This is a genomic window from Rhodococcus aetherivorans (genome assembly GCF_011058165.1).
In the GTDB taxonomy this organism is placed as follows: Bacteria; Actinomycetota; Actinomycetes; order Mycobacteriales; family Mycobacteriaceae; genus Rhodococcus; species Rhodococcus aetherivorans.
In genome coordinates, this window is the sequence record NZ_JAALEG010000062.1 from 12,814 (window position 1) to 38,618 (window position 25,805).

At 57.0% G+C, this 25,805-nt stretch carries 32 protein-coding genes; 3 read left to right on the forward strand and 29 right to left on the reverse strand.

Going from position 1 to position 25,805, the window contains the following annotated elements; all coding sequences use genetic code 11:
• Positions 1-5: 5 nt before the first annotated feature.
• The 15 genes from G6039_RS21215 to G6039_RS21285 all read right to left on the reverse strand — a co-directional run bounded on the left by G6039_RS21215 (position 6) and on the right by G6039_RS21285 (position 11,048).
• Positions 6-1,115 carry a hypothetical protein gene (locus tag G6039_RS21215; protein WP_043800755.1) on the reverse strand — a complete coding sequence of 370 codons (1,110 nt, stop codon included), beginning with the start codon at positions 1,113-1,115 and terminating at the stop codon, positions 6-8.
• Positions 1,115-2,011, reverse strand: coding sequence for a phage tail family protein (locus G6039_RS21220; RefSeq protein ID WP_043800751.1), 897 nt, complete (start codon positions 2,009-2,011; stop codon positions 1,115-1,117). The genes G6039_RS21215 and G6039_RS21220 overlap by 1 nt, the downstream gene beginning before the upstream one ends.
• On the reverse strand, positions 2,008-3,993 hold the full coding sequence (locus tag G6039_RS21225; protein ID WP_152103920.1) for a phage tail tape measure protein: 1,986 nt from the start codon (positions 3,991-3,993) through the stop codon (positions 2,008-2,010). Before G6039_RS21225 ends, G6039_RS21220 begins: the two co-directional genes overlap by 4 nt.
• 268 nt (positions 3,994-4,261) lie before the next feature.
• A complete protein-coding gene (locus G6039_RS21230) occupies positions 4,262-4,636 on the reverse strand; it encodes a hypothetical protein (RefSeq protein WP_152103921.1) in 375 nt (124 codons plus the stop codon).
• A 65-nt stretch (positions 4,637-4,701) separates the two neighbouring features.
• Positions 4,702-5,685, reverse strand: coding sequence for a phage tail tube protein (locus tag G6039_RS21235; protein ID WP_152103922.1), 984 nt, complete (start codon positions 5,683-5,685; stop codon positions 4,702-4,704).
• A complete protein-coding gene (locus G6039_RS21240) occupies positions 5,672-5,845 on the reverse strand; it encodes a hypothetical protein (protein WP_161780451.1) in 174 nt (57 codons plus the stop codon). The genes G6039_RS21235 and G6039_RS21240 overlap by 14 nt, the downstream gene beginning before the upstream one ends.
• A gap of 14 nt (positions 5,846-5,859) precedes the next feature.
• On the reverse strand, positions 5,860-6,303 hold the full coding sequence (locus tag G6039_RS21245; RefSeq protein WP_152103923.1) for a hypothetical protein: 444 nt from the start codon (positions 6,301-6,303) through the stop codon (positions 5,860-5,862).
• Between the two features lie 7 nt (positions 6,304-6,310).
• Positions 6,311-6,790: an HK97 gp10 family phage protein gene (locus G6039_RS21250; RefSeq protein ID WP_080688590.1), complete on the reverse strand. Its 480-nt coding sequence runs from the start codon at positions 6,788-6,790 to the stop codon at positions 6,311-6,313.
• 2 nt (positions 6,791-6,792) lie between these two features.
• Complete coding sequence (locus G6039_RS21255; protein WP_043800738.1) at positions 6,793-7,098, reverse strand: hypothetical protein; 306 nt, start codon at positions 7,096-7,098, stop codon at positions 6,793-6,795.
• 2 nt (positions 7,099-7,100) lie between these two features.
• Positions 7,101-7,673 (reverse strand): hypothetical protein, encoded by a 573-nt coding sequence (locus G6039_RS21260; RefSeq protein WP_043800736.1) that lies wholly within the window; start codon positions 7,671-7,673, stop codon positions 7,101-7,103.
• A 71-nt stretch (positions 7,674-7,744) separates the two neighbouring features.
• Positions 7,745-8,086 (reverse strand): hypothetical protein, encoded by a 342-nt coding sequence (locus G6039_RS21265; RefSeq protein WP_152103924.1) that lies wholly within the window; start codon positions 8,084-8,086, stop codon positions 7,745-7,747.
• Positions 8,086-8,490, reverse strand: a complete 405-nt coding sequence (locus tag G6039_RS21270; protein WP_152545963.1) for a hypothetical protein — start codon at positions 8,488-8,490, stop codon at positions 8,086-8,088. The genes G6039_RS21265 and G6039_RS21270 overlap by 1 nt, the downstream gene beginning before the upstream one ends.
• A 12-nt stretch (positions 8,491-8,502) precedes the next feature.
• Positions 8,503-9,618: a phage major capsid protein gene (locus tag G6039_RS21275; protein WP_080688589.1), complete on the reverse strand. Its 1,116-nt coding sequence runs from the start codon at positions 9,616-9,618 to the stop codon at positions 8,503-8,505.
• Between the two features lie 6 nt (positions 9,619-9,624).
• Positions 9,625-10,521, reverse strand: a complete 897-nt coding sequence (locus G6039_RS21280; RefSeq protein WP_080688588.1) for an HK97 family phage prohead protease — start codon at positions 10,519-10,521, stop codon at positions 9,625-9,627.
• 53 nt (positions 10,522-10,574) lie between these two features.
• The gene (locus tag G6039_RS21285; RefSeq protein WP_161780450.1) at positions 10,575-11,048 is read right to left on the reverse strand and encodes a restriction endonuclease; all 474 of its coding nucleotides are present in this window, start codon (positions 11,046-11,048) and stop codon (positions 10,575-10,577) included.
• A 113-nt stretch (positions 11,049-11,161) separates the two neighbouring features.
• Between G6039_RS21285 and G6039_RS21290 the strand changes: the two genes are divergently transcribed.
• Complete coding sequence (locus tag G6039_RS21290) at positions 11,162-11,830, forward strand: hypothetical protein (RefSeq protein ID WP_152103926.1); 669 nt, start codon at positions 11,162-11,164, stop codon at positions 11,828-11,830.
• A gap of 11 nt (positions 11,831-11,841) precedes the next feature.
• On the opposite strand, the gene G6039_RS31305 is transcribed toward G6039_RS21290, so the two are convergent.
• Genes G6039_RS31305 through G6039_RS21315 form a run of 5 tightly spaced genes read right to left on the reverse strand, consistent with a single transcriptional unit; the run spans position 11,842 to position 18,193 of the window.
• Entirely contained in the window at positions 11,842-12,666 is an 825-nt protein-coding gene (locus tag G6039_RS31305) for a phage minor head protein (RefSeq protein WP_043800723.1), read from the reverse strand.
• Between the two features lie 11 nt (positions 12,667-12,677).
• On the reverse strand, positions 12,678-14,636 hold the full coding sequence (locus G6039_RS21300; protein WP_080688586.1) for a phage portal protein: 1,959 nt from the start codon (positions 14,634-14,636) through the stop codon (positions 12,678-12,680).
• Positions 14,637-14,695: 59 nt separating this feature from the next.
• Positions 14,696-16,909, reverse strand: a complete 2,214-nt coding sequence (gene terL, locus G6039_RS21305; protein ID WP_235194093.1) for a phage terminase large subunit — start codon at positions 16,907-16,909, stop codon at positions 14,696-14,698.
• Complete coding sequence (locus G6039_RS21310) at positions 16,909-17,445, reverse strand: terminase small subunit (RefSeq protein ID WP_080688584.1); 537 nt, start codon at positions 17,443-17,445, stop codon at positions 16,909-16,911. The genes terL and G6039_RS21310 overlap by 1 nt, the downstream gene beginning before the upstream one ends.
• 40 nt (positions 17,446-17,485) lie before the next feature.
• On the reverse strand, positions 17,486-18,193 hold the full coding sequence (locus G6039_RS21315; RefSeq protein WP_152103927.1) for a hypothetical protein: 708 nt from the start codon (positions 18,191-18,193) through the stop codon (positions 17,486-17,488).
• Between the two features lie 479 nt (positions 18,194-18,672).
• Between G6039_RS21315 and G6039_RS21320 the strand changes: the two genes are divergently transcribed.
• On the forward strand, positions 18,673-18,825 hold the full coding sequence (locus G6039_RS21320) for a hypothetical protein (RefSeq protein WP_161780449.1): 153 nt from the start codon (positions 18,673-18,675) through the stop codon (positions 18,823-18,825).
• 34 nt (positions 18,826-18,859) lie between these two features.
• On the opposite strand, the gene G6039_RS21325 is transcribed toward G6039_RS21320, so the two are convergent.
• The 9 genes from G6039_RS21325 to G6039_RS21365 all read right to left on the reverse strand — a co-directional run bounded on the left by G6039_RS21325 (position 18,860) and on the right by G6039_RS21365 (position 25,100).
• Positions 18,860-19,951: a biotin/lipoyl-containing protein gene (locus G6039_RS21325; protein ID WP_080688583.1), complete on the reverse strand. Its 1,092-nt coding sequence runs from the start codon at positions 19,949-19,951 to the stop codon at positions 18,860-18,862.
• Positions 19,952-20,197: 246 nt separating this feature from the next.
• Positions 20,198-20,539, reverse strand: a complete 342-nt coding sequence (locus tag G6039_RS21330; protein ID WP_152103928.1) for a hypothetical protein — start codon at positions 20,537-20,539, stop codon at positions 20,198-20,200.
• 32 nt (positions 20,540-20,571) lie between these two features.
• Positions 20,572-20,805: a hypothetical protein gene (locus G6039_RS21335; protein WP_152103929.1), complete on the reverse strand. Its 234-nt coding sequence runs from the start codon at positions 20,803-20,805 to the stop codon at positions 20,572-20,574.
• Positions 20,802-21,692 carry a hypothetical protein gene (locus tag G6039_RS21340; RefSeq protein ID WP_043800716.1) on the reverse strand — a complete coding sequence of 297 codons (891 nt, stop codon included), beginning with the start codon at positions 21,690-21,692 and terminating at the stop codon, positions 20,802-20,804. The genes G6039_RS21335 and G6039_RS21340 overlap by 4 nt, the downstream gene beginning before the upstream one ends.
• A gap of 365 nt (positions 21,693-22,057) precedes the next feature.
• Positions 22,058-23,464 (reverse strand): glycosyltransferase family 2 protein, encoded by a 1,407-nt coding sequence (locus G6039_RS21345; RefSeq protein ID WP_043800714.1) that lies wholly within the window; start codon positions 23,462-23,464, stop codon positions 22,058-22,060.
• On the reverse strand, positions 23,461-23,967 hold the full coding sequence (locus G6039_RS21350; protein WP_043800711.1) for a hypothetical protein: 507 nt from the start codon (positions 23,965-23,967) through the stop codon (positions 23,461-23,463). The genes G6039_RS21345 and G6039_RS21350 overlap by 4 nt, the downstream gene beginning before the upstream one ends.
• A gap of 3 nt (positions 23,968-23,970) precedes the next feature.
• Positions 23,971-24,459: a hypothetical protein gene (locus G6039_RS21355; RefSeq protein ID WP_152103930.1), complete on the reverse strand. Its 489-nt coding sequence runs from the start codon at positions 24,457-24,459 to the stop codon at positions 23,971-23,973.
• Positions 24,460-24,478: 19 nt separating this feature from the next.
• On the reverse strand, positions 24,479-24,865 hold the full coding sequence (locus G6039_RS21360; protein WP_051446108.1) for a YopX family protein: 387 nt from the start codon (positions 24,863-24,865) through the stop codon (positions 24,479-24,481).
• 31 nt (positions 24,866-24,896) lie between these two features.
• Positions 24,897-25,100: a hypothetical protein gene (locus G6039_RS21365; protein ID WP_152103931.1), complete on the reverse strand. Its 204-nt coding sequence runs from the start codon at positions 25,098-25,100 to the stop codon at positions 24,897-24,899.
• A gap of 212 nt (positions 25,101-25,312) precedes the next feature.
• Between G6039_RS21365 and G6039_RS21370 the strand changes: the two genes are divergently transcribed.
• Positions 25,313-25,654 carry a hypothetical protein gene (locus tag G6039_RS21370; RefSeq protein ID WP_152103932.1) on the forward strand — a complete coding sequence of 114 codons (342 nt, stop codon included), beginning with the start codon at positions 25,313-25,315 and terminating at the stop codon, positions 25,652-25,654.
• Positions 25,655-25,805: the final 151 nt, after the last annotated feature.

The window sequence follows — 25,805 nt, forward strand, 5'->3', positions numbered from 1 at the left end:
GTCCATCAGGCGCTGTACTCCCCGGTTTTCTCGAAGTAGAGCGTCACCTTCTCGAGGAAGTGGTTGTCGTCAACGTGGCACTCTTTGCGCTCGATGCGGTAGAGGCCAGTGATGTCCTCGAGGAGCTTCCGACCCTTCATCTGAATCGGGATGATGTCTCCGACTTCGATGCGCACGGCAGGTAGGTCAGCTGCCGATAGCGTGATCTGCGGCATGCGGAGAAGCCTCTTGCGACGGTCCAGCTCCGCTTGGGCGTTCTCATCCAGCGTCGTTGACTCTTTGACTTCATTGAACTGCACGGGCAGCTGGCGCAAACCAAACTCATTCTGAGACGGCTCATCCTCTTTGATCGAGGTGATCATGTCGTCGCCGAGGCCGCTCCCCTGGCCTATGACCTGGTTGTACAGATTGTTGGCGCCACGGTTCAAACGGCCGCTGTCGATACTTGAGCGGTCGTGCTCACGGTCGAACGTCAACTTGAAGTCGGTGCGCGGCGAGCCGACGGCCGCATAGGTCATGAGGGTCTTGTCGGGCAGGAAGCGGAAGTCGAATTTGCCGTCGACGAGATTGGTCAGACGCTGCATATTCAGCTTCGTCGAGCTGGTGTAGTTCTCATACGTCCGATCGCGCAGCTTGCCCGTGACGTAGTAGCCGCTGGCCGGAATGATGATGCCGTAGTCGCCGTAGGGCACTGCCTGAGCCTGTTGAACCAGTCCGAAGAAGATGTCCACGGATTCCTCGTTGCTGTAGGCGATAGCCGGGTCGGGGTAGCGGTCCTTGAAGAAGTTGAGGTAGCCGGTCGCCGTGACGCTGATGGTGATGTCGTCAGCACCGATGTCGATCGGGGCGTAGTACAGCTGAGTGCCGAACAGGTAGTCACCGTTCTCGCGGATCTTGATCTCCGTCTGGCCCTCGCGGAAGTTCGATACCGGATCGGCGCCTACCTTGTTGATCAGGTAGTCCTCGAAGGCGTCCAGGTTCAGACTGAACGTCAGCCTCTCGGCTTCGTTGCGCTCTTCCTCCCAGTACAGTTTCTTCGCCAAGTGGGTGATGTCGCAGATGCGCTGGCCGGCGCGCGTCCATAGCTCCACGTTGTAGCTGGTCTGCAGCGCCATCAGATTCCCATCACTCCTGGACGCCACTTCAATTCCGCGGTGCTGACATCGTTGTCCTGCGAGCTGAGCAGCTCGATTTCATTGACTCCGGGCTCCAGTCCCCACCAGTCATCGTCGGTATCGGACACGTACGAGAAGACGCTGCCACCAACGCCGTCTGGCAATACGCCGTCGACCAGGTCGGTCACTGTGCCAAGGCGGACGGTGCGTTCATACATATCGACCTGCGTCACCGCGTCAGAGGCCACCGAATAGCCGCTGAGCGCCCATACGTGGCCGGTCGTCTTGTTGGTGAGGACGGGATCGTTGGTTTTGCCGCTGATGACGATGACGGGGAAGACCGTCACTGGGCTGGTGTTGGTGATGCTGGTGAGGGGCTGGCCAGCCGAGAAGTAGAACGTCGAATCGAACTGCGGTGAGGTCGTCGTGAACTGCATGCCGCCGGATACTGGTTTGGTAATCGTGGCGCTCAGGGCGGCGCCGTTCGTGTCGTCGTAAAGCGTCGCGTCGCCGGCTTCCAGCTCGATCTTGAACAGCGACTTCATGCGCCGTCGGCGGATCGGCATGTCGAACTTGATCAGCTGGCAGTAGGACAGGTAGGCGTGACCGTCGTCATCGATGATGCGCATGGTGATGCGCTCCGGGAACAGTGGCAGGGCCGCCTGGATCTCCCGCCGTTTCTCCAACGCCTCGGACACCGACTGGCTAAAAATGCTTCCCTGGATGGATATCTGGCGCGACTCCCACAGCTGCTTACCGAAGTAGCTGCCGGACTGCCCGGCGCGAGCCCCCTTGCTGGTGCGGATATCCGGCAGGCTCAAACCCAGCAGTTCCTCGTTCACGTAGACGCGGTTGGCGGGGTTGTTCAGTTCGAAGTCGTTGAGAAAGATCCTCATGAGGCAAGTTCCAGTGCGAACCCGATGTCGCTTAGCATGCGGCGATAGTCGCCGCCGTTGTTGATGTTCATGTTCTGAATGACGACGGTGTGCCCGCCCTGAGCGGGTGTCTCACCGGCGCGAGCGCGGTAGTTCGGCACCACCTGAGCTCCTCGCGGCAGAATGACCGGCTCAGGTCCGTGTTCGCCGACCATCTTCATGCCGCCGTGCGCGTAGTTGGTGCCGCTTGCATGCCCGCCGAAGCCACTGCCCTTGTACTTTTCCTGCGCACCAGACATCCGGACGAACAGGTCGTCAAACGACCTCTGCATCGGGCCAAAGAAGCCGCTGTACATGTCAGCCTTCGCTTTGTTGGCCGCGTCCTGCGTGTTCTTCAGGTAGGTGTAGAGCTTATCGGTTGAGATCTTGCCCTCGTCATGCAGCTTACGAATCGCCTTGTCGGTTTCTTCGCCAGACCTGCGGTTCTTCTCGATCGCGTCGCCCACGCCCTTCACGACATTGATCGTTTCGTAGGCCTTGTCAATGACTTCTTTGAGCGCCCCGATTGCGAAGCCGACTGCAATAGCAGGCATGAGGATAGGTGACCCTATCAGGCCTGCGGCGCCTTTGAAGGTTCCGGTCAGCATTGCGAGGCCGCTTGCGCCCGTCATCGCCGCGATCCCGGTCTGGAACGCTGCAACCCCTGCCTGTATCGCCAGTGCGGTCTTGAACGCAGCAAAGGCGCCGACAACACCCCAGATGATCCCTTCGTTGTTGGCCAAGAAGTCGATAAGCGGCGAAATGACCTGCAGCGCAATAGTGAATGCGTCAACTGCCAACCCGAGCGCTCCAACCAGTGCGCCACCAATTACCGGAATGAGTGGTTCAATGACGTTGCGCCACAAATTACTCAAGGCGGGCATCAGGTCCTCCTGAACAGTGCTCCACAACGCTCCGAACTTCGGCCCTAGGTAGTCGCCCACTTGGCTTCCGACTTCCTGCACCTTCGGTACGAAATCATCGAACGCCGTAATCGCACCCGATACAATGCCGGCCATCTGATTGCCCAGGGCCGTGTAGTCGAATTTGCCTAAGGTGTCGAGTTCTTTGGAGACGCGGTCAAATATCGGCTTTGAGGCGGCGCCTGCCATCATGGTCAGCTTGTCTTTGACCTGGTCAAAGCGAGCCGACACGGTCTGCCCCTGTTTGGCTACCAAGTCGTAGTTGATGCCCATTTCGCCGAGGGTGCGGGTGATGATCTCCATCGCCGGCACGCCCTGCTCTTTGAGCTCATTGATGCGCTTGCGGGGCAGGTTGAAGCGCTCGATGATCGAGGTCCAGTCTCCGCTCATAGCCTCGCGCAGCGCGAACGTAGCGCCAGTGAGTCCTTCAGCCGGATTGGTCGCTGCCAGGATTTCAGCCTGTTTGATTAAGTCCTCAAGGCTCTGGCCAGATTGTTTGGCAACCGGTGTCAGGTTGGCGGCTGCGTCGGCCATGTCGGTGAAGCTGAACTGTGTCTTGGCGGCCTCGTCTTTGACCCACTTCATCGTCTCGGCAACGCGCTCGTTGTTCTGCATGAACGCCATAAGCTTGGTCTCGGCCTGCTCGACGGCGCTGTTGAAGCCGAACCCGATGGTCACCCCTGCCGTTCCAGCTGCCAACCCAGCCGCGCCAATGGCTGCGGTCGTGCGCGCCAGCGTGCCGCCAAGAGACGCCATAACACTGCCGAATTTGCCGGCTTTCTGGGAACCCTGGTCGAATTCAGCATTCGCGGCCTTGAGCTTCTGTTCTGTCTGATCGATCGACGCCTGCAGTGCCATCAGTGTCGACTGCTTAGCCTTGCCGCTCGACTGCGCTTCCTGCAGTCGCTGCTTCTGAATCTCGAGCGTCTTGTTGAGGCTGCTGATCTTATTTTGTAGCGTTTCGTTAGCACCAACAATGCCCCTAATTGGCTTAGAGGCGTTGTCTTGGGCTTCGATCTTGATATTTATTTTGTTTGCCATGCGGGATATGTCTTACGTCAAAAGACGTCTTGGGCGCCTTGACCCTCTGCTATTAAATTAGCACGCTGGGCCTGAAGCGACCAGACATGGCGAGCAAGCCACTTCGCTTCCCAGGGCTCACGCTCTGATTGTTCAACGCTAAGACTAAAGCGTTGCCGATATTCGAGCTCGAATAGGTCGTCCTGGATGCCTTCCGGCAAACTCTCCAACGAGATGCCATGAACGAAGTGTTCCGTCAGCAGATCGACGTACTCTTCTAGGTCATTGCTCAGATCATCGCTTTTAAACGGTCGGCCCCCGTCGCGACGCTGACCGCTTCATTGCGCCAGTAGAACTCCAGCGCTTCGACGACACCCGGCACGTCCGCGGTCGTCACCTCAACAGCCCGCTGGCTACCATCTTCGTCGGTAGTGATTACAACTCCCCCGACGATGACGTCAAGCGCCATCTTCTTTGTCAGCTCTTCAGCTAGTTGATCATTCTGGCGCGCGTCATCAGTCTGACGCGCCTGTGCCTCTTCGGACCACTGCTTGCGTTCCTTTTCGCTCAGCGACCGGACAATCAGGTAGCAGTCATCCCAGCCATCGGCAAAGCCTTTCAAACTGACTTTGCGTTTCGCAACGATGTTTAATCCTAGTGCCATAGATTCTCCTAAATTAACTAATGACCCCATTATCACAGGGGCCATTAGTTCGGTCAATCGTTAGGCTAAGCGGCGTATGAACTCACGCCGTTCACTACAGTTGCAACGATATCCTTGCCGCCATTGTTTTCGTCGGCCTCGAAGTAGTAGCTGATCGTCTGCGTGACCGTGTCGTCGCGACCTTCGGAGTCGGTCACTTCCCGGAAGCGCACCTTGGTACCCAGGTACTCAATCTTGGATGGACCGTTCTCGACCACGATCTTCATGGCGTGGATGGCGTTGGCGAAGTAGTCGTCTTCGAAGTCGGTCTTGCGGTACTTCACGACCATCGTGCCCTTGGCCTCGGCTGGTGCGCTGTCGAACTCAGGATCGTCGTTCGATTCGCCGACTGAGTGGTCAACGGTGACAGACTCTTCCAGCGTCAAGGTGACGCTTCGTGCCTTGACCAGTGCGGTCGCCGTATTCGCCAGGCCAGCGACGTCATCAGCCAGGTACACCTTCACGTGCCGGCTGGTGAACTCACGCTCGCCAGCGACGTAGGCCGGGGTGATCGCTGCGACGTCTGTGTGTTTCCAGCCCTTCATCGCGGTCGACGCTTCCAGCCAGGCACCTTGGTCCCCGACCTCTACCTTCAGCTCCAGGTTGTCCATGTACATCGACTTGAACAGGCGAGTGCCAGCCGGACGTACGTCCCAGACGGACAGGGTGCGGCGAGCGACGGTCTTGTCGCGCTCGAACACGTGCGTATACGGCGCACTTGCCCCGGTCGTCGTGACCTTGTTGAACATGCCAGTGTGCAGGTAGCCGATGCCGTCTTCGGTCACCTTGCCGCCTAGTGGGCCTTCCGAGTGCCAGACATCGATAGCGCTGTCGTTGACACGCGTGTCCTCTCCCATGGCGCTCTCGTTCTCCAAGATGCCTGGAACGCTCTTGATTCCTTTGTCCAGCCACCTGAAGGCGTATTTCTTGGTCGCGACTGTGCCCGGTGCCGATTCAGGACCGATCACGATCATCTCGCGGCGTTTTTTGTATGCGTTATGCGTCGACATCACCTACCTCTTCGTCTTTCTTTTTTGCTTTCTTGACAGCCTCGGCTTCATCCGCGGCCTCGACGGTCACTCCCTTGGTGGGCAGGAAGTACTTGCGAGTCGGCGTGATGACGCGTTTGGCGATCTCTTTTTTTGATTGTTCTTCGATGGATTTTGCCATGGTTCTAATATAACCTAATTATCTTTGCTATAGGATACTGCGACCGCGATATCGCACGCTAATATCGGCCCAGCTGGACCATCGGTGTCAAACCAATCGCCACGCGAGGCGTTCAGCTCTTCGGCCTGCAGGGTGTCTACGAAGTTGCCGTCGTAGTCTTCAGAGTCCAATGCATCCAGTACCAGGTCGGTCAGGATATACATTTTGTCGAACTCGCTGGCGTCTTTATCTGACTCGACGTGAAGCCGGACAAGCAGATTGACGGTGCGGTCGTTCTGGCCTTGAGCACCCTTCTGCGTGCTCTGGTCGTCTGGGAGTACCCGCGCAGCTGGATAGCTGTTGAACTCACCGCGTGGGTGGCCTTTGACTTGAGCGAAGGCGGGCTCGCCGTCCAACTGCAGTCCAGTCAGTAGCGTGACCAGTGCGTCTTTGATGTCTTTTGATTTCGATGTCGCCATATACCTCCTAGATATTTCCTTGATTGACCCGCTCGACGAATCGACTGAAGCCGCTGATGATGTCGCGCTCAACCCGCGGCTTCATGGTGTCGAAGGTCGGCTTAACGAACGGGTTGGCCTTGGTACCTTTCGAGGCGATCGACAGCTGCAGGTTGCGCATGCCGGCCTCGTCGAAGCCCTTGTGCTTCGCCCACTTCCGCAGCGACGTCCCTTCCTTGATGCTCGTCCAGTGCGGGCGCGTGCCGCTTTCCACGTACGGCGCATAGCTGATGTCCGGCCAAATCTCGGCGCCCAGGTTCGAACGGTCCATGCGGTACTTGATGGACCGACGTAGATCGCCAGTCGCGCCGACCGGAGCTTCTTCGCGCATCTTGCGCTGCACGTCGATGGCGCTAGATTCGATCAGTCGATGCAATACCCGTATGGACTGCACAGGATAGGCGCTGAACGTCCGACGGACTTGCTCCGAGTCGATAGTCACCTTCATGGCTAGAACGCCTCACGCGTGGCCAGAACGTGCTTGTGCGCGATTCTTGGCACCTTGTAGCTACGAACAGCCTTCACGTTGAATATGTCCCCGTCCCACACCAGCTGGTCCCCGGTCTTGATGTCTGCCGTAGCGGGGAAGTACACGTCGTAGGCGGTTCCAGGGCTGAACTGGTTCTCCATCTCCGCCCGCGTCGGCATAGGGATGAACAGACTCTTCACGCTGGCGTAGAGCTGCTGTTTCTCCTTGCGCCCGTTGGTACCGAGCGGGACCGCCCGCTTGACGGCGCACGTATGCCGCAGCAGCACCGCTACACCCTCCGCTTGGCGTAGGCGTTCACCACCTGCCAATCACGGTTTCCGGTGCGTTGGTTTCCACCCGTGCCACGGTAGGACACGCGGTAAGAGCCGATGCTTTCCTCACCGACCTCTTTGCCACCGTTCTCGACGGAGTGCGAGTAGTAGTCGCTGGCGAGGTTGAGTGCGGCCAGGATCAAATCAGCTGGAATCCCATCCGCCGGCACTCCATGAGTGAAGGTCACCTCGACGTAGTCACTGGTCAGTGGCGGTAGCGCACGCATGGGCGCATAGGACAGCACCACGCGGCCATACTTGTTGAAGCTGTAGCTCCCGGCCTCAAGCTCCGTGCGCGGAAGCTGATTCGGCAGGCCAACCTTGACCGATGCAACAGCGGTGATATCCATCTTGTCCAGCCAGAGCACGTTGGCGGCGTCGTAGACCTCAGTGACCGTCTTGGACTCACCCCAGCAGCGACCGGTCGTAGTCTCGATCAATTGATTGATGGCGCTCGCGACAAGGGCGGCATCTGTATTGCTGGCTCCGGTACGTTCGGCTACTTGGTCGGGGGTGATAATCTGGCTCATATTCTGTTTAGACTATAAAACAAAATCGGCGCTAAATGAATAGCGCCGATTTAGCGTTCAGCGTCTTGGCGTTACGGTTCCAGGACGACGACCTTGAAGACGTTGTCCGCGGTAGCTGCTGCTGCCAGCGTTACGGTCAGGGTAGTGTCGGCGATTGCCACGCTGTCGACCAGCTGGTCCTGGTTGGAAACTGGGTAGATACCCAGGATCTTCGAACCGGCTACGACAGTCGCAGTTCCGGATGTGCCGGCCGCAGTGACGGTCACGTCTTTGTGGACCACGTTGGCTGCAAGGACGATGTCCTCGGCTGCCGTTACCTCGCCCTTATCTGCCAGCGCGTCATAAGCGTCGCGCAGGGTCGCGCCGGTCGTGCCGGCCAATACGTTGACTGATTGTCGGATAGTTCGGGCCATTACTTCTTGGCTCCCTTCTTTGATTTAGACTTAGTCTCAACCTGTGGCTCTTCGACCACTTCCTCGACCACTGGCTCTTCCGTAGGTGCCTCAACAGCTTCTACAGCAGGTTCAGTGTCGGTTTCTTCCTGGGCTGGCTCAGCGGCTTCTTCAACCACTTCCTCGACCACTGGCTCTTCCGTAGGTGCCTCAACAGCTTCTACAGCAGGTTCAGTGTCGGTTTCTTCCTGGGCTGGCTCAGCGGCTTCTTCAACCACTTCCTCGACCACCTCATACGGGTGCTCGATGCCTAGGAACTTTGCTTCTTTGTCCACTGCCTCAACCTCGGCCGCTGACAGGAGAACTTCGTCTCCTGTGCAGCGGAGGGTCAGATCGGCAGTGAAACGTACTAGTACGTCTGCCATATCAGACCTCGACTAGCTCGACTTAACGCCGGTTAACTTCGCGAATGCCTCACCGAAGGTTGGGCGGCCACCGATGCGGTCGATCAGGCGCAACTTGATTTGGTCGCGGCTGAAGTCGTCATCGTTGGTACCCCAGTCGATGCGCATAGCCTCGCCAGTACCTAGGTAGTAGAAGCTTGGGTCTAGGAACCAGATCTCGGTCTTGTCAGTACCAGCGCCCAAGTTGCTTGGGATCTCGTCCATTTCGATGATTGGGCGAGTCAAGACGGTAGTTGGATTACCACCGGCTAGGCCTTCGCGCCAGATTGGGCGGTCCTGCAAGTCGCGGACGTTCTCTAGGGCCTCAGCACCAGCGCTCGAAGTCACGAAGACACCGAATGGGCGGTACGCGGAAGCTAGAGTACGGCGTAGCTTGGTGATGTCGGTGTACTCAAGACCAGCACCAACTTGAGCGACGCTTGCTGGAGTGATGTCGCTTGAGCGGAAGCCGAATGGCTGAGTCGTACCGTTACCGTTGACGATGGCAGAGTTCTCTTCAGCGGTGATGACGAAGGCTAGCTGATCCTCGACAAGCTTTTGTAGCGATGGGTTAGTAGCGGTGTCCTGCAACGATTCGTAGGTGAAGTTCACCATGCCGGCAATCTTGTGCAGCACCAATTGCTTCTGACCGAAGGTCGACTTGCTATCGGTGATCGCAGCACCCTCGGCAACCCAGTAAGCGGTTGGCTTAGTAGCTTCGGTAGGTAGGTCGTACTTGCCCTTTAGGTTTTCGATCGTGGTAGCCAAGCGGCGGAAGCCACTCAGTTCGCGGCGCTTCTGCAAGACACTATCGGCGACCGTAGTAGGCACAAGGTAGCCACCGTCAGCAGAAGTCGTGATGTTCTGTCCCTTTTTGGCGTAGTCTTCAGCGATCTCCTTGTTGATATTGTTCATCGTGTGGCGGTCTTTGTCGGCCAATGCCTTGTACCACGCACCTACTTGCTCTTGGCTCTTGGCATCCTTGCTCTTAGTCACGCTAGGCGCGCCAGCTGGCATAGCTGCTTTGGACTTTTTATCTGCCTCTGCCTTAGCTTCGGCTTTCAGTTCTTTCGCCTTTTGTGCAGCGAGTTCTTTGATGGTCAAACCCATGTCTGTTTATTCCTCGGAATCACCTTCCGTTAGTTGTTCTGCGAGCTCGGCTTCGAACTCGGCTTGCTGTTCTGGAGTCAGTTCGGCGTCTTCGTCGATCTCTACCTCCGCACCGGCACCGGGCTGGTCGTCATCGCCGCCCTTAGCTGGTGGAGTTGGAGTCTCCTCTTGTTTCGCCTTGACCTCGCCGACAGTTGACTTGATCGTCTCCAGTTCGGTTGATACGGACTCGAACTTCGTGTCGAGTTCGGCCAGCTTAGTGCTGGTTTCCTCGATCGCTTCGAGTGCCTTGTCTAGCTTTGAAATCACCTCTTCCACTTGTTTCTCCTGCCCTTCGGGGGCGTCTTCACTTTTCAACTGCTGGTCAATGAACTCCAGCTCCTTACGCATGGACTCCTGGATGTAGCCAGCGTCTTTGCGCGTCAGCAGGCCGCTCTTGATACCGAGGGCGACGGCGCGAGGGTTCGCCGGAACCAGCACCAGGCTGGTCTCCAGAAGCTTGTTGTTCTTCAGTATCGGAGTGCCGTCATCGGTCCACTCGATATCGTCGGGAATGAAGCCGACCGATACGGTGCGCAGGATGCCGGCTTTGATGAGCTTCCATGCGAGGGCCGCCTTTTCACTGACCTCAGTCATGACCTTGAAACGGCCGTAGGTGGCGTCGTCATCGGCGTCATACCACAGCTCTTCGGCTTGGCCTACGCCGTTTGAGATGTCCGAGCTGTCGTGGTTGAGGATCAGCAGCGGATTCTGCATATAGTCGGTGAAGTCCCAGCTTTTCTGGTCGACAATTTCACCGTGACGGTCGGGCTTGCCATCGCTAATTCGAAACACGACAGTCTTGTTTTTGTCGTCTATCGAGGTGCTTTTGATGTTGTGTAGTTTGGTTTTCAATTCTGGCATATGTGAGTATCTCTGGCTTTAAGATACGACACATAGACCGAAATAATCAATAGCTACCAGTTGGCGCCTAGCACTAACATGAAGACGATTCCCGCACCGAGCGCTGCGATGAATAACGCCACTAAAGCCCACTCACCGAGCGTGACATCCACGAACGGCAGTGCCCACCACTTCGTCACGAACGGCAGTGCATGTCGGTTCGCCGCTACGACTCCCCCAGCGGCGTCGATGACGAAGAGCGCCACGCCGACGCTGTCTGCATAGGCTTTCGCTTCGTTGGTGTAGCCGGACTTGGAGAAGAAGAACAGCTGGTGGTTGCCGGCCGCCCTGGCGCCGTAGAGCTGCTGGACTTCGGGACGTCCTGTCTTGCCGCTGCGCCATTTCACCTGTGCCAGAGCGCGACTAGAACGGACATCCAGGCCACCATCCGCACCGCCTGTAGTCGCGACCGCATCAACGAAACCCCATGCGCGCATTGCTTTTGCGGCGTTTAGTTCGGCTTGATGGAAGTCGGTGATGTACTGCATCTGACACGAGTATCGCACAGTTGTTCGACTCGTGATATGGTCCAAGCGGATCACCGGCATGTGGGGGAAACGCTTGCCGTTGATCCTTTGTTCTGGGTTGATACTGTCGCGACGTGATCATGATTCTTGCGCAGGCGACGACTCAGACCGCACCAACAGCGCCCCTATGGGTAGTGCCAGCCGTAGCCGCCGCCGGGGTGATCGGTGGAAGCCTCTTATCGCTGTTGTCCACGTTTCTAAGCGATCGCCGGAAGCGGAATTACGAGGACCACCGCCGATGGGATAACGACATCCGAGTGCTTTGCTCTGAGCTGCTAGTTGAGGCGCGCTCAATGAGAGACACGCTACAAAAGGCTAGGGAGCTCGACGCTATTATCAAACACACCGCTAGTAAGCCAATCGGAAGCATGACGCAAATAGAACGTGATGAGCTTGATCGCAACCTCACGCGATATGAGGTTTCCATAGAAGGCCTTACCGAGCGGGCCGAACGGGTCGATCTGAAGCACTATGAGCTTGTCCTTATTGCGCCAAAAGCCGTGGCTGATGCCGCCAACCTTCTTAGTTCTGCGGCTATCGCTTTCACACCCGACCTTGAGGAAGATGACTGGGAACAGGCACTCGAAGATTTCAATCACTATCACTCCCTGCTAGTCGTGGTAACTCAATACGCGCTATCTGACAAAGGATTCCTACCTCGACGCCTAGTCAGCGGGGATCTGACTGGGAAGCTTGCACGCGCGAAGTCCGACGGTAACCAGAAAGAAGAGAGCGCCGGTTAGGGCGCTCTTACTCAAATTTCCTTCCTGACTGGCAACAACGTGCAGCGACACCGCCCATGGAGCGGGCAACCGGGCACATCATCGTAATCGTGATTCATCGTGCGCTGGACTTCCTCGCCCTTGCGATTGGTTGTGGTGACGACTTGAACATCGCCATTGTCGAAGTAGTTTTCGTCCAGTCCGATGACTTTGCCGTGCATGTCCTTGCACCACGGACATACTCGTTCATCCTTGGCCGTGTACCACTCCTTGGCCTCGACCACTCCGCTCTGCTCCCATGCGAAGATGTCGGCCGCGCTCTGCGCCCTGGCAACTTCCGTCACAGTGATCAAATCGGCGCGGGTGGTTGCCGCGATTCCCATGACTGCCTCAACTCGCGCACGTAGTTCCATGCCGCTCTCGCCGGCATTGATGCCTTCCGTCAAGGTAGCGCGAATCTGTCGCTCGGTCGTGTCGTTGATGTCGGTGGCGATCTTCGTGGCGCGCGCATCCATGTACAGCTGGATTGCTTCGGCATATGGCTCGTACAGTCCAGGATCGAGTCCCAGGTCGCGCATGGCTTGCTGGCCCGTCTCGATGATGACCTGCAGGATGTGCGGCGTCACGGCTGCCTTCATGTCTTCGTCGGCCGCATCCCAGTCGAGCAGGACGCTGACGTAATCCTTGGCGCGAATTTGCTCGCCATTGGCCTTCAGCACGCGTTCTACGGGCTTCGCGGTGAGATTCGAGAGGATGATGTCGGCTTGGCGGTTGAACTGCACCTGAAGGGCCTGTAGTAGTTGCTCTTCATAGAAGAACGCCTTCTGGGTATAGGCCAGCGCTTTCTGCTCCCCCACGTCTTCGCGGCTCAGCGCCTTGGTTTTGGGTAGCTCTTCTTACCCTCATCACCGTCATCGGGAAGGTCGCCGTAGTTGATGCCCTTGGCTTTGATTGTCGTGCCGTTGTACACAGCACCGAGTGCATCTACCCACTTGTCCACGTCTGCGTCTTTCGACACGTACGCAAGCGTCAGGTGCGGCTTGTACTCACTGAACGTCTGGATGTGCGGTAGGAGCGTCAGCCGTTCGCGACCGTCGATCAGCTCGGGAGTCTTCTCAATGTGAGCGATAACCGCGTAGCTGTCCGGTGTCTCAAAGTAGCCGACCTCGTCGATCTTGACCTTCTCGATCTTCCAGTCGCTCAGGACGGTGTCAACCTTGTCCTTCCACACGTTGCCATTCTCAAGCAGTCCGTACAGCAGCGTGACGTGCGCTTCGGTTTCTGCGACGGCTCCCATGGCGTGATCGTGGCGAGTAGTTGCGTGCACAAGTTCGTCTGCAAAGTCCTCAGGTAGGTGCTTCATGACGTCCAGAGTCTCAGTGTCGAGCATGATGCAACCCAAGTCACTCGGATCAATGTCGAGGTCGTCGTAGAGGTCTGGAAAGTCGTTGACGCTGATCTGCTTCTGCCGTTGAATACGCTTCGGCAAGGCCTTGCCTGCTGAACTGCCCTCCTTGGGCGGTTCCTTGTCCTCCGGCTTTTCCTCGGGCTCATCATCTTCCGGATCGTCGACAGGATCGGTGGCCGGCTTCTTTGGCGGGTTACTGATGACGCTCAGCGGCGTCATGATGCCTTGGGCGTATAGCTGGCTTCCGATGCCATTAGGTAGCGGATCGAGACCATATTCAGCGCGAACCTCGTCGATGGTCATCCAGTTGTTGACGCCCGCGCTTGATTCGGCCAACTTGGCGGCCTGGTCTTCGCCGACCGGACTCTCAAAGCCGTACTCGTACTTGCGGTCGTAGGGGGTGACTAGCACGGCGTTCAGCAGCTCTACTTTGCGTGTGAGCTTCGGGATGGTGTGGATAACGTCATGAATCTGAAGCGCGGCTTCATTGTTCGCCTTGTTGACGTTTTCGACCATGCCGAGCATGGCCGGACTGACGCGCATCATGGCCAGAATCTCGTCACGAGAGAAGGCGCGGCTGGACAGGAAGTCGAGATCGCGCTGGTTGAGCATGTACGGCTGGACTGACCCGTTCTCGAGCAGCAGCGGCTTGTAGGCGTTGGCCGCCCCTGAATGCTGATCCTTGATCTGCTGGTTCAGGCGCTCGTAGGCCTCGTCGCTCAGCTCTTCATGGGTCGTGAACACCATCCCCGGCCGCGCGTCGTTAGCGAAGACATTGCGGTTCCAGGACTTCATCTGCTGGTCGGTGTCGATAGTCGTCGCGCCCTGACTGATTACCGAACGACCGCGGTATGGGTCAAGCGGGTCAGGGAGGAAGTCACGGATGACGGTGTTGATCGGGTACTCATTGCCGTTGCACCTGACGATGCTCTGGTAGTAGTTCGTCTTGTCGAGCTTCAAGTCGGTCATATGGGCGGGCAGGATGTGCAGCGACGCTGGCAGACGGCCCTTGCTCGGTTCCATCGGCTGGCCATTGCGGTCGAGCATCAGGATGTAGCCCTCGCCAGTCAGGTTGACGTAGGTGTGGTGGAGGTCGGCGAACTGGCCGTATCGGTGGACGGCACTGGGTGACTTGATCAGGTCGAGCAGGTCATGGTCGAAGACTTCTTCGCGTGTCCCGTCCGGGTGCTTGAGGTACAGACGAATCTGCACGCTCTGGATGCGCTGGACGATCGCTTCGTTGGCGGCTGCCACCCAGCCGAGGTTGGCCTCAAGCTGCGACTGCTTGTCCCGGTAATCATGGATGATGTTGACGCCGCCGGCCAGCCTCGCGTCGATAGAGGCAAGACTCGGCACGAATGCCTTGCCGGCGATTTTGCTTGCGATTTTTACTCTGAGTGGGGTTTTGTCTTTTGGCATATATGCTTGACGCGCTAAATATCTCTGTCTCTAAATTTAAATCAAAAGCCCTGAAATAGCTATACGCCAAGTACTCGCAGACGTGGCTCTTTCTTGTCGGGGTTCGCGACTCGCTCGTAGATTGCGGCCAGTACGTCCGGCGCATCATCGTGCTTGTTCTTGCCCTTCTTCTGATACGTCATCAGCTGCTTGTAAAATTCCGGATAGCGATGCTTCCAGTTGTAGGGCATCATGACGTGCTTGTTCACCCAGGCGCTGGACGCGAGGATGCGGGCCTCCTTGTTGCCAGTCTGGGCCACCCATTTGACGACGCACCGCTTGTTGCCGTGTACGTCCTGCAGGATTCGCTCGATATTGCGGGCGAAGCCACGACCGCCGTTGTTGCTCTCGATGGTGGCTTCGTTGATTTCGTCCGCGTCCAACATCGCCGCGACGCTCGATTCCGTCGTCTCCATAGCCTCATCGGTCATCACCACGTCCGTGACGTAGACGTTGCCCTCATGCTCGATGTAGTCGACGCTGCAGAGGAAGTCGGCGCCCGTGTCGGCCGTGTCGGTGTAGTTCCACCGCTTGTGCTGGCCTTCAGGCAGTGACTCGTAGACAGTGAAGTCGCTGAACAGGCGGCCCTTGATGTCGATCGGCTGCTGGTTGTAGTTGGCCTCGACGATGTCGCGGTTCATCTCCTTGGTCTTGAGGTCGTAGTCGGGGCGGTTCAAGATCGATTCGCACAGCATGGTGCCGTCGTCCTGGACAGCCTTGTAGGTGATGAGCTCGACGTCTTCGTACGAGGCGAGCACCCGTCCGGCGAGGTCATCGGTCGACCACCGGGTCATGATGATGATGACTTTCCAGTCGTGGCCCTCGGTACGCTGCATCATCGTGTTGCAATTGTGAGTTAGGACGCCATTGGCAAAGTAGTTGTGATTTCCTTCGACTTCGATGTCATAAACTCTTGAAAGCTCATCCCCCGGTAATCGTGAAACCGATGATATCTGATATGGCAAGAGGCGCAGAGGACTATTAGATTCGACTCCACGTTGTTGTTGCGGTCGCGATCCAGATGATGCACATGCAGCTTCTGCGTCCTGCGGCATTTCGCACAACACGGGTGCTGCTGCTTCAACCGGCCCCTGACACCGGCCCAGTTGCCGAGTCGACTGAGATGCATCTTCGACCCGTCCTTGTAGTTCCAGTGGTTCACACCTGACATTCTTTGACTCGTTGCCGCTCTCTTGCAATCCATAGAGCAGTAGGTGCTTCTCGCCCTTGGCGGCTGGTAGGACTTCCCACACATCGGGCAAGTCTTCAAGCTGAACTTCGTATTGCCCACTCGTGCTTTGCTGTTCGCCATGTTGGCGCACGTCGTCGAGCAGTACATGCCCTTGGACTTCAAACGGATTGCCCTCAGTGCCGCCTGTCGGTCTACCATCTTGTCCGCGCCACAGTTCGAGCAGGATATCTTTAAGTTCGAGGTACCCTCTATCGGTATAAAATCTATGTTCGGGTGTCGCAGTAATTTCTCTGCCATCGTTGAGAGTGATTTTATAGCACTGCTTTTCGCTGCCGTGCGTTCGTTTAACCTTTCCTACCTCTATTTTATTGGACTTAAGATTGTAGGACAATACCTTATCGTCCACTTTCAGTGTTTTTATTGCCCTTTTTCCACTGGGAGTATCGACCAAGGTGTCCTCGTGAACACAGAGCCAATCCCAGTGCTTTTCGAGCACCAGCGCGCTATAGGCTTCCTCGGCGTTCTTGATGATGTCGTCGATGAGTATGACGTTGGCGCCGAAGCCGGTGGCCGTTCCTGTGGGTGAGGTGGCCAGGTAGTTCTTCTGGTTATTTCCGTCCAGCGACCAGATGCTGGCGGAAGCCTCGCCGTACTTGACCTGCGTGCCTGGGAAGATGTCGCGGAACACCGGCCGGCCGCCGGCGCTGCGTTCCTCAATCGTGTTGCGAACCTGGCGGGCGAAGGTTGTCGACAGCGTCTCGTTGTAGGAGCCGGTCATCACCTTGAGCCGGTTATTTCTCCCGAACAGCCACTCCGTGAAGTTCTTTGCCGTGAAACTCTTGGCATGGCGCGGTGGCATATTGATGACGAGGAAGCGCCTTTCGTTCTGCTCCATGAACGCCTGCAGGCGGTCGCAGACATCCCGCAGATAGGTGCGCTCGTCAGCGTAGAACTCGCCGTAGAGAGTCTGGCAATAGTCGTAGAAATAGCGCCGGGCTAGCTCAAGCTGGGCCTCGCGCCGGACGAGATCGAGCCCATCCATCACTTCCCGGACGCGAGCTTCCTTAGTTCTTCAGTTGTCAGACCGCTATAGGCATTGATTGACTCGCCGGCAGTGGTGTGGTCGATTTCCTGGCGGTCCTTCCACTGCGCGTTATTCTTCAGCCAGAAGATGGACGGGGTCGCAGGTGCCTCTCCAGATAGCATCCGCTCCTCGACCTGCTCGTTGATACGAGCCTTGGCGTCTTTTATTGCGTCGGAAAACTTGTCACCAGATTGGTCGGTGTCGTCTCGGTCGTCGTACTTGCCAGACTCGTAGTCGATGAGGGTATCGCGGGTGGTACGGAGTGCCCTGGCCAGGCCAAGCACGGTGTACGGCCGCTGCTCGGTCATGACTTCGCGGGTAACCCAGTTGGTAGAGCCGTCCTGCTTGACGCCATCTTCCACGCGCCGCATTTCAGTGTGCGGGTCACAGGAATTGAAATAGGTCTCGATCTGCGCTTTCAAATCAGCGACTGTCGCGAACTTTAGCGGGCGACCGCCTTTATTCTTTTCTTCTTGTTCTGCAATGTCTGCCATATGCCACTAGAATACGACAGAGGCGCATTTACGTCCATAATCACCCCACGATTTCATCCTTGCCTTCGTCTTCGCCATTCGGCCTCCTATTCGCTTCCATCTGGCGTTGGAGCTCCTTCGATCTATCCCACTTCTTCTTGAGTTTCGACACGCGTTTATGCATCCGCCGCAACTTCCGCCCCGAGACGACGTCGCCACCGGGTATGCGGCGTGCCCACTCCTCCCCTGCAGCGTCCGAGAAGGTGAGATAGCACTTGTACATGCCAGTCGGCATCTCAGCGATGAACCAGTCGACGAACCCCTCCTCGCCAGGGCTGAGTTTATTGATATTCCCAGTCTGATCATCGTGCTTAATTTTTCTATAGCTGAACGTCTGCGTATGCGACAAAAGGGGCGAGCGCTTCAGATTGATTCCGTTGCGTTCGTCGGCCGGTAGCTTGATCCACTTCCAGACCACGGCAGGGTATCGGCGTGGCACCATGACGAGTTTGGGCCTGATGACTGGCAGGTCCCCACTGTTCACCACGTAACCGTCACGCCGGATGCCATCTTCTTCTATCCAGCCAGCAACGGTAACCACATGCTTGCGCTCTTCTCTTCGGTGATCTCGGAAAATCACGTACCAAGCGAAGATGAGCGATAATCCTGCCATCAGGGCCGACGCCCACTGTCCAGCCGTGCCCCACACGGATGCCCGGAAGGGAAAGGCACAGAGGTCATCGAGAGCGACACAAATCTCGCCAAACATCCGCGCAGTATCGCACCTCAGCGCTCATCGAGTGATCTTGAGCGGCACGACTCCCCGAGAGCCGGCGTAAACACCACGTCACCGCACGTCCGGCAAGTATGCGTCCGGTGTATCTTCCCGCAATCGCAAGCCTGGATGCCGACTAGCACCTTGCGTGGTCCGAGGCAGTGGCCGTTCGTGCAGTGCGACGGTGCCCGCTCTGCCCAGCCTGCAGGTGCGCGGTAGAGGCCTGCCATCTCTCGAACATACGTGCGATACGGGTGATAGGGTAGCCCAGGTGGGCGGCGGAGGCCCCTAGCGGCTTCGGGAAGCGTCGCCCACCACCCTTGACAATTTCGATACCACCCCGGCTTTTTGGGCACTCGTATGGTAATTAGACCATCATTTTCAGTAGTAGTTCGTCAATAGCGATTTGTATTGACTTTTGGTACAATCCATGATACTATATATACATAAAGCTAAATCAGGAAACACAAAACATGAACCCCATCAAAGTAACCCGCGACAACAAGCTAGACATTATCGAAACCGCCAAGTTCTACCTTACGGTCAAAACCCAGCAGCACGTCCCTGCCATCCTTGACCGCATCGACAACTTCTTCGAGACTCAGGCCGGCACGTACGCTCGCTAGGAACCTGGTACCGCACGCTCGGTTCTCTCAGGCTTTACTGTCTCCGGGAAATGACCCCAATTACCTCACCGCCCTTAACGATTTTGCCCTCGTGTGCAAAGATCTTCGACACTACGCCGTCCACTTCAGACATGACAGTCAGATCGACTCCGTCGACTGACAAGTCGAATAGAGGATGATCTCTTCGCACGAACTCGCCTTCCACATTATTCCAAAGGCTGATCATCGCCAGCTGAACTGATGGCTTCAAGGGCGGCACTACTATAGCTTTTTCGTTAGCAGAAAATTCCGTATCGTACGCCTCGTTGAAATCCGTCGCATAAGATATCCGATGCTCATCGAATCCCTGGCGCTTCTGCCAGAACGAACATAGTGCATTCCCAGGCTCAATTTGATCGCCATACTTTACGATCGCCTCGGTTATCATTCCATCAGACGGCGCCTTCAACCTGGCGATTCGATCGCCGAGACGAACCGATAAGAATACCTCGCCTTCCCTGATCGCTTCATGACCCACAGTATAAATTTCATTCCAACGATCAACAACGATAGGCCCGTAGTAACCCTCAAAATAGGGTAATGTGAGGCGCGACCCTGGCGTTATTCCTGCAGTCTCCGCTAGAAGACGCTCGGTCGCCATCCTATCCTGAATCTCAGTCTCAAGATGAAAAAGGACGGGCCACATCCCTTTGAGGGTCACATTCTGACTTTCTAGCCAGAAACGCATGACATCTCTCTGCATTGCCCTGATCTCCAGAGACAGATCTTTAAGTCCAAGCTCTGCATAGAGAAGAGCAGCAGTATCAAGCATCCGATGGGTAGAGTAGTAGTGCACATCTTCCATGTGCGCCCAATTATTTCGATGGTAGCGAAGCTCGCTTGCAAGTGCTCTTTGGTATGGCCCCCATATATAGCCTCGCGATTCCAGTATGCTGTACGACAGAAGCTCAAGCGCGACCGCGACGTCGCCGCGACCTAGTCGCAGTTCCGTCCTTCTGTCATTTCGTGCGCGTAGTTCCTCCACCCAGCGGGTACCAACAGCCTTCTCAAGGTATTGGTTGAGGACCACACCCATCCTCTGGAGTACCTTGCCGATGACCCCGTGGTAGTACTCTTGCCCGTCCAACTGTCCTCCTCGCGCACTACCTACCCAGCTTCGCTCCAGAGGATTGATTAAACCGCATCGGCACCGCTAGAACCTGCAGTCGCAGGCGATGTCCCAGTCCGGTCGCTCCGGCATGGACCGCTCAATGAATCGCTCCAGGACGTTGGTTAGAGCACGTCTGCGCGGCTTTAGGCGTCAAGCCGGCCATCGACTCATGTCTGCGCGTTGCGGCGTCCTGGACGGTCTTACGTAGGGTTTGGTAGTCAATCACGACTCACCGCCAGCCCAAGCCTCAATCTTCGCCCGTAGCTCATCCCTCACCTCATTTCGCGCCGCTGGCCGGACACTCCGGTTCGGGTCTTTGGAGAAGCCGTCTACTGGTTCGTTGGGGCCGATGAGGTCGAGGAGGTGCTTGGTGGCGTGGGCTTCGGCTTCTTGATTGATTAGGCCATACATGAATATCGCCTGCGGTAGCCCCTCTGTCATTTGAGGCTCTGACTCCTTAGCCCAGAGTCCGTAGGTGTTGTACGGAGGGTTGACTGTAAGTTTGAAGCCAGCCGACTCCATGAATGCGATTACTTCATCGCCGCCAGCTCTCTTGCGCAGCACATCTTCACTCTTTGCTGGGGGTTGTGGTTGGCTCATGATAGCCCCACAATCTCTAGCTTGCTATGATCGCGGAACTTCCAATACTTCAGCGTGTAGTTAGGAGTCCACACACGAAGCGGTTTACCCTCCTTGGTTTTGAAGTCTACGTACTCAATTAGCTCCCAGTTCTTACCCGGCCGGTTCTTCTCATATCCGTCCCAATCATCAGGCCCTAACAGCTTTACCTCGTGCTGGGTGATGCTCGTGACTATTGCTTTCTTGCTCATACTTCTCCCCCTGCCGGTCGTCCGGCTTCTAAAATTTGATTGTTTCCCTCTCCGATGGTCAACAAGTTCGCAGCGGATACGCGCATTCCCTTGAGCAGCTTCTCCCCAATGCTGATCGCCTGCTTGCAGTCCTCATCCGGGATGTCCTGGCCTTGTCGCCAGTTCTCGGTGTAGTAGCGGCTCGCATTCTCGTTCATCAGGTGGGTTAGGCCGGCCATCTTCAGCGCGATGTGTGCTGCCGTCTCGACGACCCACTCAGCTCGTCCTCGGTGCATGTTGTCCTGATACGTCTCGTTGAACTCAGGCACGGTATGGCCTGCCAGGTAGTGAGCCGCTTCATGCAGCCTGGTCCTGTCCGGCCACTTCGCGATCGGATTGACCGCGATGCGGTTGGCGTAGGAATACCCCTGGCAATTGCCGTTCACGTGGCGGAACGGCTCTTCCTCGATGCCGTATGTCTCTAGCAGCTGCGGAATGCTGTACTCCGGAGACTGGTGCGGTGGCATCTCGTCGCCCTCAGTCTGATTGACGCCGAACCAGCACTTGACGAACGGGAAGCCGACAAGCTTCTCCTCGTACTCGCCTGTCTCTTCGTTGAGTTCCTTCTTGAAGGCAGGGCGTCGGATGTAGTACGCCTTCTCGCCCATGATGACCGAGCGGTGAAAATCGTCGTTCCACCGTGGCAGCGTGTTGCCAAACTCGTGGAGACCCTGGGTAGCGAGTAGCGCCATGTTGCCAAGGCTCAGGCGGATCTTGTAGCGATTGTAGGTGTCGTCCATCTCGCCAGGCATCTTGAGGATCTGCTCAAGCGTGTCGGCGGCGGTGGCGTTCTGAAGGTGCTGTGGTACCTCAGCTTTCGTATAGCGTTTGCGGGTAGTGCGTTCCATTTACATGTGTTCTCCCAGGTATTTGATTGGGTTTTCGGCAATCGCCATCATTTGTAAGTGATACTGCCATGAGCCTTTCCTTGGTCGTGCTGGCCGCCGAGTATGTGGGCTCACACGGCCCAAGGTAGGGGTCGACATCCTACCTTTTGAATGGGTTACCTTAAGTCCATCTAGAGGAAAAAGAGCCTTGGCGAAGTCGTGACTGAAAATCAGTACTCTGACGTCCTCATGGCCGCCATACTCACCGAGTCCAGGATTGAAGAGTCGCACTCCTAACCCGTGATCGTCAGCAGAGTACATCTCCTCGTTCTTCCATCCGCCCTCGACGGCGCGATCAATGGCCTTCTCTAGAATCTCTTTGTCACTCATGCCACTTCCCCCACGGCCTCAACGCCGTATTCTTTTTGTCCCTTGATCTTGATCGTCGGCGTCCACCCCACCGTCTTGATACCGGCCAACCACTTGGTTGCGGCAGCGGCCGGCCCCGCCGTATCAAACACCCCGCTGAACGGTGTCGTGGCGAGCACCTTGACGTGCTCCACGGCTTTCTGCCGCGTCGTCAGGTCGGTGTAGCGCAGGTTCTGCCATAGTCCGATCTGGTTGCCTCCCAGCCACATTGCCAGTCCCGGTAGTCCGAGCAGGCTGAACTCAGTCGGGACGGCATTGCCGAGTGCCCAGCTGGTGAGGTGGAAGCCTAGGTAGAAGCTCCAGGTCAGGATGGACAGGATCGAGATAGGCAGTCCCATCGCGTAGGTGGCGACCCGTAGCGGGATCGTTGCCCGGATCTTCAGGCGGTCGGCGCGGGACAGCTTCTTCCAACCCGGTAGCGTCCGCACATGGGCGACGCCTTGGAGTGCGCCCATTACCCAGCGTTCGCGCTGCTTGTATGCCTGTTCGATCGTGAACGGCGGCTGTTCGATCATCTCGACGCGGTGCCAGCCAAAGGCTGACTTGCCGTACTTGAGGTAGGCCATCAGGCCGAACACCAGGTCTTCCGCGATCAGCGGGTTGCCGTCAAGCTTGCCGATGTCCCAGCCGATTTCGTTTTCCATGCGCTCCTGGATCACCAGGTTCGAGCCGTGCAGGTGAACCGGAAGGCCATCGCTCATGACTAGGTAGCACTCATGGCACCCGAACGGGCGGTTGGCTTCCATCGTCCGGCACATCAGCTCCGAGTCCATGTATTCCAGCGGGTAGCTGATCGAGCCTTCCGAGATGCCGATTGGTTTCTTCAGTAGGTTGCGCACCAGGCGGGCCAGGTTGTCTTCGGTAAACACGGACTCTTCGTCGTAGTGGACGATGTAGCTGTTGGTCGGGTTCTTCCGGTGCAGCTCGACCATGTAGTGCAGGGCACGGGCCTTGAGTTTGGTGCCGTTCGGTGTCTCGTAGTCTTTCGGTAGCACGTAGACGGTGACGGGCACGATTGCCTTGCGGAACTCCGAGTCGATTGCCCGCTTGTCTTCATGGCTCTCGGTGATGACCTCAACCTTAACTATGCCCTGGAGTACCGGGTACTTGATAGCCGACTTGACGACGTACTCGATGCCACGGCGCACGACCGGGACGGAACCGCCACGGGTGGTGATTTGGATGGTGAACAGGTGCGGGTGCTTGCCATTCAGCCGGCGGCGTAACAGTCCGGCGATTTCACGGTTCGACACGTCGGAGGTGTCGATGTGGCCGTTGCGGCGGGCATGGAGGGCGACCAGCCAGAAGTAGATGTAGGTCAGGGTCAGGACGACGATGACCGGGGTGAAGATGGTGTCGATCATGCCGCAGACTCCGCTATCTCTTTGACGGCCGCGATCAACCCCTTCAGCTCGTGGTTGCGGAACGCGCTCTCCGCGTAAACGACACCGCCCTCGTTGAAGTGGTAGTGATTGGCTTCGCGGTACTCTTCGGCGGCCTTCTCGGTCAGGAATGCAACGCCGTCGTAGCCGCCCTTCGCAGGAAGTAGCTCCTTGTCGAAGGTCCACGTAGCGCCATCTGAGTACCTACAGTCGCAAGCGTCACTGAACACATCTGGCAACTGGTCATAGTCGTAGTCGGTATTCTCAAGGATTGCCTTGCACGCGTCGCAGTAGTGTTCTTCTGCGCCTTCGTAATCCAGACGCTCGACATGGTCACCGCAACCTTCGCGTCGCTCGACCTTCTGTTCTTCGTAGATGCGGAAGATCGGCGTGTCTGTGTGGCGGTTGTTCTGTGTCTCTAGCTCGTGTGCGGTGCGGCGTAAGAACTCGTACGTCTCGCCACTGATGGTGATGGTCTTGGCCATGAACTACCGCTCTTCCTCGACGGCCACCATCCAGTCGCCATTGCCAGAAACGTCCAGGTAGTGCCGCCCCGCCCCCTTGTACATCAGCGTCTCGCCGCTCACGCTCGCCATCGTCACTTCGGGGAATCCACCGTCGCGTTCCAGGCTGTTGCCTTCGGGGATGACGTAGATGTTCACGTACGGGCTGTACTGGCCGGCCACGGTGTAGACGATCCGCTGCTTGCCGCCATTGAGCTCGAACACGTCGCCGCGCTTGTTGGTGGTGCCGGATAGTTCCGCGACCTTCACCCAGGTCTTCCGTGCCTGTGGCTGCGTGGGAGCCTCTGTGGAGGCTTCCGCGCTCGCAGATGGGTTCGTGGTCGTGTTCGTTGGGTTGTCGCTGCTAGAGCCGCCGAACGCGGCAAGCAGGAGGAAGAGGACGACCTGGCCGATGATGATGTAGCGCTTGGTGTGGTTCTTCGATTGGTCTGTGGGTGATGGTTGATGGTTCATATTCAGTTTTCCTTGCGGGCTAGGCCGCGTTAGCTTGGTTCAGTAGTTCGGGGTTTTCGTGGATGTTGCCGATGACCAGCAACTTCTCCTTACCTCCAGGACGATCGTTCAGAGCGTCGCCTAGCAACCAATCGATGTGCATGTCATCATCCGCATGATCATTGAGGACAAGATCGAAAAATCCACCAGCATCGTTCCAGCTGATTATGGCTAGCTGGCCGTTGGCGTACACTATGTCTCGCTCATATATTTCAACACCGAGGTCATCATGAAAGCCGGTGTATTGCATGGGAACCCCGTAGTCAAAATGACCCAACCACGTCCGATACTTCGGCGCCTGCGTAATGTCCTCGGCGGGCAGCATCTTTGTGCCATCCCATACCCGAAATTTGAGTTCCCGTACCATATTCATTTTTTCCTTGTGGGCTAGGCCACGATTAAATTAGTGCTGCCTCTATCTCAGCCTCGCTGGCTTTCCAGTTCTCTGCGTCCCAGCCTTTGGCAAATGCGGTCATTTCCTTCAGAGTTGAACCGACCTGTGGCCGCGCTTCATTCAGCTGAGCGATCTCATCGTTGAGGAATGGGTTACGACTCTCGCCGTTATGAAATGCCTGCTTCCCTAGTTTGTAGTAGTGATCCATAGTTGGCTCCTTATTCAGTTGTTTCTTTCTGAAATTAGTATGACAAATTAGGAACTTGATTGCAATAGGATTCTGTGGCAATTTATCCACATGGGGATGAATGGTGTGGAAAACTCTTCGGATAGCCTTAGCCATCTGCCGCCGGCCGCGTGTTCTGAAGACACCGTGAGTCATGGCCCCTCGGCCGGACGCCCGTCTGGTTAGATCGCGGCGTGTCGTACGAGAACGTGGACAAGGACCCCGACCTCCGGAAGAGGAGCGACCTCGGACCGATCAGCAGGCCATGGGTGCCGTTGGTCCTAGTGATAGGGGGCGCGTTCATCGCAGTCGCGCTCGTGGTCCTCGCGGGATGGGCGGGCATCGAATGGTTCGGCTGGACCGCTGGAAACAACGCCAACAGCGACAAGGCTGCGGCGGCCGGCGCTTGGGCGAGCGCAGTTGGCGCAACGGCACTGGCGCTCGCCTCTGTGTGGATCGCAATGCAGGCCAACAAACATGCTCGCGAAGCAGAACAGCGGGCGAGCGAAGAGGCGGCACTAACGGCTCAGCCCTGATCCACCGTCGTTGATCTGTGTCTGATCTCCGATCGTTTTCGGACGTTGTTCCGGTTTCGGGCATGAGTGTCTCGCCGGTCTGCCCGGCGTTTCCACTGGTGTCCTCGGTCGTGACCCGTTCGGGGTCGGTGGTCAGGGGGTGGCTGCGGGT

Coding starts and splice junctions, on each gene's coding strand:
- G6039_RS21220 (WP_043800751.1), bottom strand. CDS start 2,011: ATGAGGATCTTTCTCAACGACTTCGAACTGAACAACCCCGCCAACCGC.
- G6039_RS21225 (WP_152103920.1), bottom strand. CDS start 3,993: ATGGCAAACAAAATAAATATCAAGATCGAAGCCCAAGACAACGCCTCT.
- G6039_RS21355 (WP_152103930.1), bottom strand. CDS start 24,459: ATGAACCATCAACCATCACCCACAGACCAATCGAAGAACCACACCAAG.
- G6039_RS21240 (WP_161780451.1), bottom strand. CDS start 5,845: ATGGCAAAATCCATCGAAGAACAATCAAAAAAAGAGATCGCCAAACGC.
- G6039_RS21215 (WP_043800755.1), bottom strand. CDS start 1,115: ATGGCGCTGCAGACCAGCTACAACGTGGAGCTATGGACGCGCGCCGGC.
- G6039_RS21265 (WP_152103924.1), bottom strand. CDS start 8,086: ATGGCCCGAACTATCCGACAATCAGTCAACGTATTGGCCGGCACGACC.
- G6039_RS21300 (WP_080688586.1), bottom strand. CDS start 14,636: ATGCCAAAAGACAAAACCCCACTCAGAGTAAAAATCGCAAGCAAAATC.
- terL (WP_235194093.1), bottom strand. CDS start 16,909: ATGGATGGGCTCGATCTCGTCCGGCGCGAGGCCCAGCTTGAGCTAGCC.
- G6039_RS21360 (WP_051446108.1), bottom strand. CDS start 24,865: ATGGTACGGGAACTCAAATTTCGGGTATGGGATGGCACAAAGATGCTG.
- G6039_RS21275 (WP_080688589.1), bottom strand. CDS start 9,618: ATGGGTTTGACCATCAAAGAACTCGCTGCACAAAAGGCGAAAGAACTG.
- G6039_RS21340 (WP_043800716.1), bottom strand. CDS start 21,692: ATGGAACGCACTACCCGCAAACGCTATACGAAAGCTGAGGTACCACAG.
- G6039_RS21285 (WP_161780450.1), bottom strand. CDS start 11,048: ATGCAGTACATCACCGACTTCCATCAAGCCGAACTAAACGCCGCAAAA.
- G6039_RS21315 (WP_152103927.1), bottom strand. CDS start 18,193: ATGTTTGGCGAGATTTGTGTCGCTCTCGATGACCTCTGTGCCTTTCCC.
- G6039_RS21270 (WP_152545963.1), bottom strand. CDS start 8,490: ATGGCAGACGTACTAGTACGTTTCACTGCCGATCTGACCCTCCGCTGC.
- G6039_RS21250 (WP_080688590.1), bottom strand. CDS start 6,790: ATGAAGGTGACTATCGACTCGGAGCAAGTCCGTCGGACGTTCAGCGCC.
- G6039_RS21310 (WP_080688584.1), bottom strand. CDS start 17,445: ATGGCAGACATTGCAGAACAAGAAGAAAAGAATAAAGGCGGTCGCCCG.
- G6039_RS21335 (WP_152103929.1), bottom strand. CDS start 20,805: ATGAGCAAGAAAGCAATAGTCACGAGCATCACCCAGCACGAGGTAAAG.
- G6039_RS21345 (WP_043800714.1), bottom strand. CDS start 23,464: ATGATCGACACCATCTTCACCCCGGTCATCGTCGTCCTGACCCTGACC.
- G6039_RS21280 (WP_080688588.1), bottom strand. CDS start 10,521: ATGCCAGAATTGAAAACCAAACTACACAACATCAAAAGCACCTCGATA.
- G6039_RS21350 (WP_043800711.1), bottom strand. CDS start 23,967: ATGGCCAAGACCATCACCATCAGTGGCGAGACGTACGAGTTCTTACGC.
- G6039_RS21260 (WP_043800736.1), bottom strand. CDS start 7,673: ATGAGCCAGATTATCACCCCCGACCAAGTAGCCGAACGTACCGGAGCC.
- G6039_RS21365 (WP_152103931.1), bottom strand. CDS start 25,100: ATGGATCACTACTACAAACTAGGGAAGCAGGCATTTCATAACGGCGAG.
- G6039_RS21235 (WP_152103922.1), bottom strand. CDS start 5,685: ATGTCGACGCATAACGCATACAAAAAACGCCGCGAGATGATCGTGATC.
- G6039_RS21320 (WP_161780449.1), top strand. CDS start 18,673: ATGAACCCCATCAAAGTAACCCGCGACAACAAGCTAGACATTATCGAA.
- G6039_RS21245 (WP_152103923.1), bottom strand. CDS start 6,303: ATGGCGACATCGAAATCAAAAGACATCAAAGACGCACTGGTCACGCTA.
- G6039_RS21230 (WP_152103921.1), bottom strand. CDS start 4,636: ATGGCACTAGGATTAAACATCGTTGCGAAACGCAAAGTCAGTTTGAAA.